The sequence below is a fragment of the Okibacterium fritillariae genome (assembly GCF_052783725.1).
This window is the reverse complement of sequence record NZ_CP199917.1, coordinates 1,126,840-1,137,930: the sequence shown is the minus strand read 5'-3', so window position 1 is coordinate 1,137,930 and position 11,091 is coordinate 1,126,840. Positions and strand designations below refer to the sequence as shown.

The following is an 11,091-nucleotide window of genomic DNA, read 5'->3' as shown; positions in this document are numbered from 1 at the left end:
CCATACCGATGGGGCTATACCGGATGCCTCAGAACGGCCGCCGCGCGTGTCGGTGGCCGACGATACGCTGGCCCCCATGAGGGAACAGGGGCGCCCATGACCGAGACGGTGTCGATCGCGAGCGCGCGACGCATCGCGCTGGCCGCGCAGGGCTTCGGTCGCCCAGTGCCGGCGAGCGTCGGAACGCGCCAGCTGACGGGTGCCCTCGACCGGCTCGGCGTCTTACAGATCGACTCGGTCAACGTGTGGGAGCGCAGCCACTACCTGCCCGTCTTCGCGCGCCTGGGCGCCTACGACAAGTCGCTGCTCGACGCGATCACGCTCGCGCCCCGCGCCCGCTACCTCGAATACTGGGGCCACGAGGCCACGTTCATGCGGCGCGAGATGCTGCCCCTCTTCCAGTGGCGCATGGATCGTTACCGCGACCGCGCGCTGGCCGACTCCGACGGCTGGGTGCGCGAGAACCGCGCCACGCTCGATTGGCTCCTGGCCGAGATCGAGCGCGGCGGCCCGCGCGCGGCCAGCGACATCGAGCACGAGGACAACGTGCGCCAGGGGCCGTGGTGGGGGTGGTCCGACGTGAAGCGCGGGCTCGAGGTGTTGTTCCGCAGCGGCGAGCTCGTCTCCGCGGGCCGCAAGGGGTTCGAGCGGCGCTACGCCCTACCCGCCCAAGTCCTCCCGTCCGAGATCACGTCCCGTGTCGTGTCCAAACCGGATGCCATCCGCGAGCTCGTCGCCCACGCGGCCCGGGCCCACGGCATCGGCACACTCGACGACATCGCCGACTACTTCCGCCTGCCCTCGGCCGACACGCGCGAGGCCATCCGCGACCTGGTCGACGCGGGCGAGCTGCTGCCCGTCGCCGTCGAGGGGTGGACTCAGGGCGGCAAACCCCGTGCGGCGTGGCTGCACCGTGACGCCCGACGCCCGCGGCGCATGGATGTCGATGCCCTCCTCTCCCCCTTCGACCCCGTCGTCTGGGCCCGCAGTCGCGCCCTGCGGCTCTTCGACTTCCACTACCGCATCGAGATCTACACGCCCGAGCCGAAGCGCGTCCACGGCTACTACGTGCAGCCCGTGCTGATCGACGGCGTGCTCGCCGGCCGCGTCGACCTGAAGAACGACCGGCAGAGCAAGACGTTGCTCGTGCAATCGGCGTGGCGCGAGCCATCCGCACCGCCCGAGACCGCCGACAAGCTCGCCGCGTTGCTGCGGCGGGCCGCCGAGTGGCAGGGACTCGAGAAGATCTCGGTGCGCGAACGAGGAACCCTCAGCGGCGATCTGCGAGGCGCCCTCGGAGACGCGCTCAGCCACTAAAGCGTCTGTGCCGAGTGGCGGATGGGGAGAAGTGCCCATGACATCCGCGTGTTTTCGGGCTTCTTACCCTCTTTCAGGGGTGCGAAAACTGCTACGTTTGCCACGACGCACCGAACACTGAGGACGAGTGATTGCCATGGCAGACGAAGAGCGCCCCGACCAGCAGGGGCAGAACGAGAACACCCACCGGCCCGAGAACGGCGAACAGCACGCCGGCTCGACGCCGCCGCCGATCCCGCCGCAGGGGCAGCAGCCCTTCGTGCCGCCGGTCCCCGGCCAGCAGGGCCAGCAGGGCCAGCAGGGCTACGGTGCGCAGCAGCACGGCCAGCAGGCCTACGGTGCGAACCAGAACCAGCAGGGGCAGCCGCCGTACAGCGCAGGCCAGCAGGGCCAGCAGGGCCAGCCTCAGCCTCCTTACGGCGCGGGGCAGCCTGGCCAGCAGGGCCAGTCCGGCCAGGCGTCCTCCGGCGCAGGTCAGTCCGACCCCTCGCAGTCGCAGCCTCAGCCGCCCTACGGCGCCGGCCAGTCCGGTCAGCCTCAGCCGCCCTACGGAGCGGGTCAGCCGCAGCCGCCGTACGGCGCGCAGCCCGGACAGGGTCAGCCCGGTCAGCCCGGACAGCCTCCCTACGGCGCCGGCCAGCCGGGTCCGTACGCTGGTCAGCCTGGTCAGCCTGGTCAGCCCGGCTACGGCGCCGCCTACTTCCCGGCAGGTGGCCCCGGCCCCCAGAAGCCGCGCATGGATCCTAAGAAGAAGAAGCGCGTCATCCTGCTCAGCGTGATCGCTGCGGCCGTCGTGCTGCTGCTCGGCATCGGTGGCATCGTGACCGCGGTCATCGTGGGCGCGAACAACGGCCCCGAGGCGCTCGTGCGCAACTACCTCACCGCGATCAGCCAGGGTAAGGCCGAGGAAGCCAACAAGCTGGTCGACCCGGGTCTCGGCGAGGAAGAAACCGTTCTCCTCACCGACGACGTGTTGCGCGAATCGCCCGAGTTCATCTCGAAGCCCAAGGTGTCCCGCATCTCGTCGAGCCGCGACAGCGCCTACGCGTCGGTCACCTACGTGCTCGACGGCCGCACCTACGACGCCACGCTCGACCTGAGCAAGGACGACGGTAAGTGGACCATCGACAAGCCGTTGCTGTCGACGATCTACATGTACTCGTCGACCAACACGAAGGCCAGCGTCAACGGCACCACCGTGGACTTCACCGACAAGGGCAGCATCCAGGCCTACCCCGCCGTGTACGACATCGGCGCTCCCGAGGGCGACCTCTTCGAAGCCGAGGCCCAGACCTTCACGGCTGGCACCGGCGGCAAGGCGAACTACGAAGGCATCGAGCTCGGCCTCAAGCCGACGAAGGCCCTCACGGACGCCGTGCAGAAGGAAGTCAACGCGCACCTCGACGAATGCGTCGCCTCGACCGACACCAACCCCGAGGGCTGCGGACTGCGCATCCCCACCTACCTCGACTTCTCCTCGGTGTCGAGCGTCGCCTACAAGGTCAACACCTACCCGACCGTGACGGTCGACGAGAACGGACGCTACTTCGAGTCCGGCGAGGGTGACGTGGGGGCGACCGTCAACGGCACCAAGTTCGACGGTTCCGCCGGAACGGTCGAATACGGTTCCGACGACTGGGGTCCCTCCGGCAAGATCAACATCGACGCCGACCAGAAGGTCTCGCTCGAGTTCTACTAAACCGCCGGGCCGCTGAGAGGCGGCGCTGCGGGCAGGCACAAAGGGGCGGTTCGAACCGAGAGGTTCGGACCGCCCCTTTGTCGTCGGCGCGCAAGGCCCGGCGACGAACTGGCAGGTCTAGAAGCCGCCACCCATGGTGCGCAGACGCTCGACCCGATCGGGGATGGGCGGGTGCGTGGCAAAGAGGCGATCCATGACGCCGGGCTTCATGGGGTCGGCGATCCACAGGTGCGCCATCGAGCTGTTCTGCTTCTGCATGGGCCGACCGTAGGCGGCGAGTTTCTGCAGGGCGCTGGCCAGCGCTTCGGGGTGACGCGTCGTGAGAGCGCCCGTGGCGTCGGCCAGATATTCGCGCTGACGCGAGATCGCCAGCTGCACGACCGTGGCCACGAGGGGCGCCACGAGCATGGCGACGAGGCCGACGATCATGATGACCGGGTTGCCGCCGCCGTTGTTGTTGTTGCGGTTGCCGCCGAAGAAGGCCATGCGCAGGAACATATCCGAGATGAAGCCCACCGCGACGACGAGCCCGAAGACCACCATCGACACACGGATGTCGTAGTTGCGCACGTGACCCAGCTCGTGCGCCATGACGCCCTCGAGCTCGGGATCGGTCATGAGGTCGAGCAGGCCGGTGGTCGCCGCGACCGAGGCGTGCTGCGGGTCGCGACCCGTGGCGAAGGCGTTCGGCGCCGGGTCGTTGATGATGTAGACCTTGGGCATCGGGGTGCCCGTGGCGATCGATAGGTTCTCGACGATGCGGTAGAGCCGCGGGTTGTCGCGCTTCTCGATCTCTTGCGCGCCCGACACCGCGAGCGCCTGCTTCGCCGCGAAGAAGTACTGGAACAGCGCGTAGGCCGAGGCCCCGAGAATCGTGAAGATCACGATGGTCGGGCTGTTGTAGATATAGCCGGCGAGCCAGCCGAGCCCGCCGATGATCAGCAGGAAGAACACGATGATGAAGACCGTGTTCCGTTTATTTTTCGCAATAGCGCGGTACATCTAGACCTCGTCGATCAGGGCGGGCCGGATGCCGCGACTAGAACTGCACGCGCGGGGGCTCTGCGATGGCCGCGCTGTCGGTGACCTCGAAGAACTCGCGCTCAGAGAAGCCGAGGTTCTTGGCGAACAGGTTGTTGGGGAACACCTTGATCTTGGTGTTGAGCTCGCGCACGCCACCGTTGTAGAACCGGCGGGACGCCTGGATCTTGTCTTCGGTGTCGACCAGCTCTCCCTGCAACTGCAGGTAGTTCTGCGACGCCTGCAGCTGCGGGTAGGCCTCGGCCACGGCGAAGATCGACTTCAGGGCCTGCTGCATGTGGTTCTCCGCCACGGATGCTTCAGCGGGGCTGGCGGCGCCGAGCGTCTCTGCGCGGGCCTTCGTCACGTTCTCGAACACCGACTTCTCGTGGGCGGCATAGCCCTTCACGGCTTCGATGATGTTCGGGATGAGGTCGGCGCGGCGTTTCAGCTGAACCGTGATGTCGCTCCAGGCCTCGTCGACGCGAACGTTGAGGGTGACGAGGGAGTTGTAGGTGACCCAGAAGTAGATGCCGATCACAGCGACCAGGGCGACGACGATGAGTACCGGGATGAGCCATTCCATGGCCTGGGCTCCTAAAAGTTGTGAGGCAGAAAAAGGTGCGGGTGTGGCAATACTAATGGCCCCTGTCCGAGTGTCGGCTGTGTTTCGGCCAGGGCTCGGCTCGGCATCCGCTGAGACCGGAAGAGTGAGGAGAGCGCGGTCATGCGTCGGAGAAAGGCCGGGCGGGCTGGGAAATACGTCCAAACGCGGCGAGTGGGTTGCGGGAAACGCGGATGGCTGGGCTAAATGGTATGTAGTGGGGATTTCACGTATCAACCGAGCGGCACCGGCCCGGGCGCAGTCGTCTGAGGCGCGCTCGGCGATCCTGGGGCAGACGCCGGTTGCGACATCCTCTCGCTTTCGCGGCATTCTCGGCGTCGCACTCGCCGCGTTGATCGTGCTGACGGGCGCGTCGGTGTTTGCCGGAACCTCCGCGGCCTTCGCCGAGTCGACGCCCAGCCCCGCGCCTCCGGCGACGGCTCCCGCGCCGCTGCCGGCGCCCACCATCACGTCTCCCGCGCCGGGCACCTTCGTCAACGGCACGAGCGTGCGCGTGCAGGGCACCAAGGCGCCGGGCACGAGCATCCAGATTCTCGCGGGACCGGGGCAAGACAGCCTGTGCCAGGTGTCGGGCGATGCGGGGACGACCTTCGACTGCATCGTGCCGGTGTCGCAGAGTGGGCGTCAGTACGTGCTCACGGCCGTGCAGTACGGCGGCGGACAGACCGAGAACCAGCGCGCGTCGGTGACCATCCAGGCGCTCATGCCGCCCACCGTGAACCCGCAGAGCGGTACGACGCCCGGGCCCATCAGCGGAAAGGGCTACCCGGGCGCGACCGTGACGGTGGCCTCGAACGGAAACGTGTTCGCCACGACGACCGTCACGAACGCCGGCACGTGGGGCGCGACCATCCCCGACTCGACCCCGTCGGGCACCTATAACATTCAGGCGACGCAAGCCTTCACCCCGGGGGGTGCCGCGTCACGACCGAGCACGAGCGTGCCGATCCGGGTCGAGATCGAGAGCATCCCGGCGCCGACCATCACGTCGCCGACCAACGGGCAGAGCGTGTCGCCCGCGAACGCCACCTACTCGGGCACCGGCACAGACGGTCTCACCGTGATGGTCAATGCCGGCAACGAGCAGGGCGAGCGGCTCGTGTGCACCGCGACCGTCTCGGGCGGGCGCTGGAGCTGCTCGGGGGTGGGCATGCCGTCGGGTGCCGCCACACTGATCGCGCTGCAGACCGACGGTAAGAACCTGCCGGCCTCGAGCGTTCCCGTGAGCGTGAACTATGGCGCGGCATCCGGATCGGGTGGCACGCCGACGGCGCCGGGAACGCCCGGCAGCACGCCCCAGGCGCCGGGCACGAAGACTCCCGCGCCCACAGCAGCCCCCGCGCCCGGGTCGACCGCGACGCCCGCGCCCGCTCCGGCGACGCCCGGTCAGACGCCCAGCGAAGGAGCCACTCCCCCAGGCGGAGGCGGCGGCCTGCAGGAGAACGGCGGCACGTGGGCCGACAGCACGCCCTTCACCAACGCCCTGCAGCCCACATCCGGTGTGCTGTTCACGGCTGAGTGGTGGCGAGCCGTCGCGCTGGCCGCCGGAGCCATCGCGCTCCTGCTCGTGCCCGCGCGGTTGCTCGCGAACATCGTCGCCGCGCGCATTTCGCCCGTGCGGCGCCACGGCCACGGCATCTCACACTTCACGGGGCGCAACCGCTCGGCCGCCGAATTCGACCGTGCTCCCGAGCTGCCGAGCCCCGGCGTGTGGGTGACGGGTGCCTTCGGCATCGTCATGACGGCGATCCTGGTGATGCTGGCCAACCCGATCGAGGGCCAGCCCGGATATCTGCGGCTGCTGCTCGCCTCGGTGATTGCCCTGCTGCTCGTCAACGCGGCCGGAACCCTCGTGCCCGTCGTGCTCGCGCGGTGGTGGAAGGCCGGGCCCGCCACCATCAAACTCGCTCCGCGCTATCTGATCGCCGTCGCCGCGGCATCCGCCCTGTCTCGGCTGCTCGAACTGCAGCCCGCCATCCTGTTCGGGCTCGTCTTCACCGTCAGCCTCGTCAGCGTGATCGGTGCCGAGCTGCGCGGCAAAGTGGCCCTCGCCCGCATCGCCGCCGTGTTCTCGGTGGGCGTGGTCGGGTGGGTCGCTACCGGCTTAATCGGTCAGCCGTCGGGCTTCTGGGGCGCGCTCGGTTCTGAGATCGCCGGAATCACGGCCATGGCGGGCGTCGGATCGGCCGCCATCATGCTGATCCCGCTGGGGCAGCTGAGCGGGCGCGCGATCTACTCGTGGTCGAAACCGCTATGGATGGCTGTGACCCTCATGATGTTCACGGCGCTGTTCCTGCAGCTCGGGCCCGTGATCGACAGCTGGCAGGGTGGGGTGGCCGCATCGGTCGCCGTGTTGCTGGCCGTGGGATTCGGTGCGGTCTCGCTGTCGCTGTGGCTGTGGCGGCGCTACGTTCAGCCCGCGCTGCGCTGAGCGGCGACCGGGCACGGCACCTGAGTGCGCGCCGGGACGGCCCGCCGTGTGCGACACGAGCCACAGGCCGCAAGCCGCAAGCCGCGGACCGCGGACCGCGAACCGCGAAGTGAGTTCTAGCGGTCGCCGAAGACGACCGGCAGGCCGCTCTGGTGCCAGGCCGTGATGCCGCCGGAGATGTTGACGGCGTCGTAGCCCTGCTGCTCGAGGTAGTCGGTGACGCGCGCGCTGCGGCCGCCCGAGTGGCAGAGCACGTAGACCGTGGAGTCATCCGGAATCTTGTCGAGGTTCTCGGTGAGGGTGCTCATGGGCACGTGCGTGGTGCCGTCGACATGCGCCTCGGCCCACTCGTCGTCCTCGCGCACGTCGATGATGCGGGGGGTGTCGATGGCCTGCAGGTCGCTGGGGGTGATCTCCTTCATAGGTTCATCCTGTCACGCGATGTCGGTGGCTGCGGCGAGAATAGGGGGATGTTCCTCGTGCTCGATCGCCTGCCCGGCGGTTCGGCGCGCCTCACCGAGGTCGACGACGCGGGGGTCGTGCTCGACAGCATGACGCTCGGCGCCGACGAGGTTGCGCGCGAGGTCGACCGGCGGGAGCGCGTGGCGGACGCGGCCGCGGCGATCGGTGCGGATGCGGGAGCCGGTGCTGATACGAGTGCTGGTGCCGATACGAGTGCTGGTGCCGCCCAGAGCCGCGGCGCGAGCCCAGCCGCCGCCCGGCCGCGCTGGGTGTGGGACGACACCTCGGTTTGGTATGGCGAGCTGCTGCAACGGGGTGTGCTCGTCGAACGCGCCTGGGACCTGCGCCTGTGTCGCACCATCCTGCGCCGTGCGGTCTCGACGCGCGCGAGCCGTCTGCACGCGTCCCCCCTGGATGCGTGGGACGCCCCGCCCGCCTTCGTTCGACCTTCCCGCGGAGAAACGCTCTTCGACGGCCTGCTCGACGACGACGCTCCGGCCGATTCCGGGCTGTCGGCGCTCGACGAATTGCAGCGGCAGCTCGACGCGCTCGCGTCGTGTTCCGAGCCCGGTCGACTGCGGCTGCTGCTCGTCGCCGAGTCGACGGGCGCGCTGATCGCCGCCGAGATGCGGCACAGCGGGGTGCCGTGGCGGACTGATGTGCACGACCGGCAGCTGGCGGACATCCTGGGCCCCCGCCCCACCCACAACGGGCGGCCCGAGAAGCTCGAACGCCTGGCCGACGAGATCCGCGTTCTGCTCGGTGCGCCGCAGCTGAACCCCGATTCGCAGCCCGAGCTGTTGCGGGCGCTCCGGCAGGCGGGCCTCGGCGTGACGTCGACGAGCAAATGGGAGCTGGGCGAGCTCAAGCATCCGGTGATCGAGCCCCTGCTGCGATACAAGAAGATGTCCCGGCTGTTGGGCGCCAACGGCTGGGCCTGGATGGATGCGTGGGTGCGCGACGGCCGGTTCCACCCCGACTATGTGGTGGGCGGTGTCGTGACGGGACGGTGGGCCACCTCGGGAGGCGGCGCGCTGCAACTCCCCGCGCAGATCCGTTCGGCCGTGCAAGCCGACGACGGCTGGAAACTGGTCGTCGCCGACGCCGCCCAGCTCGAACCGCGCATCATCGCCGCCATGTCGCGCGACACCGCGATGGCCGACGCCGGCCGCGAGCGCGACCTCTACCAGGGCCTCGTCGACGCGGGTGTCGTCGACACCCGACCGCACGCCAAGCTCGCTATGCTGGGCGCCCTCTATGGCGCGACCTCGGGCGAGAGCGCGCGACTCATGCCGCGTCTGCTGAAGGCCTACCCGAAAGCCACGGGGCTCGTCGAGGCTGCCGCGCGAGCCGGCGAGGCGGGCGAGCAGGTGAGCACGTGGCTGGGGCGCAGTTCGCCCCTGCCGTCGGATGAGTGGCGCGAGGTGACCCGGCTCATCGGGCAGGAGGGCACCTCCCCCGCCGATGAGAAGCGCGCCCGCCAGGTGGCTCGCGACTGGGGTCGCTTCACACGCAACTTCGTGGCGCAGGGCACCGCGGCCGAGTGGGCGATGTGCTGGATGGCAGGGCTGCGGTTGCGCCTGCGCTCCCTGCGCACGGCCGAAGGAACGCCGCAGCTCGTGTTCTTCCTGCACGACGAGGTGATGGTGCACGCGCCCGCCGCGGTGGCCGACGACGTCGCATCGGCCGTGCGCGAATCGGCCGCCGAGGCCGGTCGCCTGCTGTTCGGCGGGTTCCCCATCGACTTCGCACTCGAGGTGGCGATCGCCGACAACTACGCCGAGGCGAAGTGACGGCTGCGCACACGCCCATCCTGGCGGCCGCTAGCGCGTACTAACCCAGTGTCGGAAGCGATGCAAGACCCCCGTTTGGCGAGATAATCTCACCTATGGTCTCGTCATGGGCATTTCGAAGAAGACCACCACCCTCGCCACCGTCGCCGCCGCAGCCGTCGTGGTGGGGCTGACCGCCCTCCCGGCAGATGCGGCCACGACCACGCGGTGGGCCGACTTCACGGATCTCACCGGCCCGGCCGGCGCTCAGACCGGAGCCCTGAGCCTCGGCATCGGGGCGTTCCCGAACGCGACCATCGCGACGGACGCAGGCACCCGGAACGCGGGAGTCGTGTCGGGTGCCACCACCTGGCTCTCGCCGACGACCCCCGTGGGGTCAAAATACGGAACGTCGCGAAACCAGGAGTACCTCAACCTTCCCGCCACGACATCCAATGGCCCGTCGACCACCACGTACACCTTCGACACCGCGACGCCGACGGCCGGCTGGGCGCTCGTCCTCGGCGATATCGACGCCGACGCCGTGCGCGTGAGTGCCACGACCGCCACCGGTGCCACCGTGTCGGCTGCCCAACTGAACTACCGAGGCGGCTTCAACTACTGCGCCAACAACGGCACAGGCGAGCCGTCCTGCACCGGCTCGGCGACCGATGTGCCCACGTGGGACCCGGCGACCGCGACCCTTACCGGCAACGACGGCGCCGCAGACACCTCGGGCGCGGCCGGATGGTTCGAGCCCACGGCGGCCATCAAGACGCTGACCTTCTCGTTCACGAGCCGAAGCGGTTTGCCGATCTTCCAGACCTGGTTCACCGGCCTCGCCCGGGACATCAGCGGGTCGGTCACGTCGACCGCTGACGGTGGCTCGGCCTACGCGGGGGCGACGCTGACCCTGACCGATGCAAACGGTGACGCCGTCGCGACCACGACATCCGACGCGTCGGGGGCCTACGCGTTCCCCGGCTACACCGCGGCCCCCGGTTACACCGTCGCCGTGGAGGTGCCCACCGGTTCGACCCCGAACGGATCGTCGAGTCGCGGTGTCGATCTCACCACGCAGGATGCCGCCAACGTGAACTTCGAGCTCGCACCCCCGGTCGTCGCCCCGTCGGGAACGATCGCCGGTTCCGTGCTCGACGAGGACGGCGCGCCCGTGCCCGACGTCACCATCGACCTCGACGGAGCCCTCGCCGACGTCACGACGACGACCGATGATGACGGCACCTACGACTTCGCCGGCCTCGATGTCGGCGATTACACGGTAACCGCGACGGCACCGGATGACTTCGAATTCGACGGTCCGGCGGCGCAGACGGTGAGCGTCGACAACGCCGGAGCGGCGGTCACTGTGCCCGCCTTCCGACTCGCGGCCGTCATCGCCGAGCCCACGCCTACGCCTACGCCTACGCCCGATCCCACCGCGACCCCCGCGCCGACAACGGTGCCGAGTCCGTCCGACGCCCCCACTGCTGCGCCGGCTCCCGGGACCGTCGGTGGCCGACCGGGATCCGGCTCGTTGCCGGCGACGGGTGCTGAGACCCTCCCCGGTCTGACGATCACCGCCAGCCTCCTCCTCGGACTCGGCGCCCTGGTCGCCCTGGGCTCGGGCTCCGCGGCAGCTCGACGCCGCCGCGTCCACGCTCGCACCGAACGCTAGACCGGCAGACGGAACGCGGCGCCACCCACCCTGTGGTGCCGCGTTCCGTCCCTCCGGGGCCGGCCGTCTCCGCCCCGAACCGGGGGT

The 11,091-nt window shown here is 69.4% G+C and carries 8 protein-coding genes; 5 read left to right on the top strand and 3 right to left on the bottom strand.

Annotated elements, in window-relative coordinates:
• Nucleotides 1-96 precede the first annotated feature (96 nt).
• Nucleotides 97-1,317 (top strand): winged helix-turn-helix domain-containing protein, encoded by a 1,221-nt coding sequence (locus ACUWEX_RS05375; RefSeq protein ID WP_445997345.1) that lies wholly within the window; start codon nucleotides 97-99, stop codon nucleotides 1,315-1,317.
• A 136-nt stretch (nucleotides 1,318-1,453) separates the two neighbouring features.
• Nucleotides 1,454-3,016 (top strand): hypothetical protein, encoded by a 1,563-nt coding sequence (locus ACUWEX_RS05370; RefSeq protein ID WP_445997344.1) that lies wholly within the window; start codon nucleotides 1,454-1,456, stop codon nucleotides 3,014-3,016.
• Nucleotides 3,017-3,133: 117 nt separating this feature from the next.
• On the opposite strand, the gene ACUWEX_RS05365 is transcribed toward ACUWEX_RS05370, so the two are convergent.
• Together ACUWEX_RS05365 and ACUWEX_RS05360 are read right to left on the bottom strand one after the other, a co-directional pair.
• Nucleotides 3,134-4,018: a M48 family metalloprotease gene (locus ACUWEX_RS05365; RefSeq protein WP_445997343.1), complete on the bottom strand. Its 885-nt coding sequence runs from the start codon at nucleotides 4,016-4,018 to the stop codon at nucleotides 3,134-3,136.
• A gap of 37 nt (nucleotides 4,019-4,055) precedes the next feature.
• Nucleotides 4,056-4,622 carry a LemA family protein gene (locus ACUWEX_RS05360; protein ID WP_077053616.1) on the bottom strand — a complete coding sequence of 189 codons (567 nt, stop codon included), beginning with the start codon at nucleotides 4,620-4,622 and terminating at the stop codon, nucleotides 4,056-4,058.
• Between the two features lie 235 nt (nucleotides 4,623-4,857).
• Between ACUWEX_RS05360 and ACUWEX_RS05355 the strand changes: the two genes are divergently transcribed.
• Nucleotides 4,858-7,092: a hypothetical protein gene (locus ACUWEX_RS05355; RefSeq protein WP_445997342.1), complete on the top strand. Its 2,235-nt coding sequence runs from the start codon at nucleotides 4,858-4,860 to the stop codon at nucleotides 7,090-7,092.
• Nucleotides 7,093-7,208: 116 nt separating this feature from the next.
• Here the strand turns inward: ACUWEX_RS05355 and ACUWEX_RS05350 are convergent, their stop codons facing one another.
• Complete coding sequence (locus tag ACUWEX_RS05350; protein ID WP_079727172.1) at nucleotides 7,209-7,514, bottom strand: rhodanese-like domain-containing protein; 306 nt, start codon at nucleotides 7,512-7,514, stop codon at nucleotides 7,209-7,211.
• Between the two features lie 48 nt (nucleotides 7,515-7,562).
• Here ACUWEX_RS05350 and ACUWEX_RS05345 point away from each other — a divergent pair, with 48 nt between their 5' ends.
• Nucleotides 7,563-9,347, top strand: a complete 1,785-nt coding sequence (locus tag ACUWEX_RS05345; RefSeq protein ID WP_445997341.1) for a bifunctional 3'-5' exonuclease/DNA polymerase — start codon at nucleotides 7,563-7,565, stop codon at nucleotides 9,345-9,347.
• Between the two features lie 106 nt (nucleotides 9,348-9,453).
• The gene (locus ACUWEX_RS05340; protein WP_445997340.1) at nucleotides 9,454-11,004 is read left to right on the top strand and encodes a carboxypeptidase regulatory-like domain-containing protein; all 1,551 of its coding nucleotides are present in this window, start codon (nucleotides 9,454-9,456) and stop codon (nucleotides 11,002-11,004) included.
• Nucleotides 11,005-11,091 lie beyond the last annotated feature (87 nt).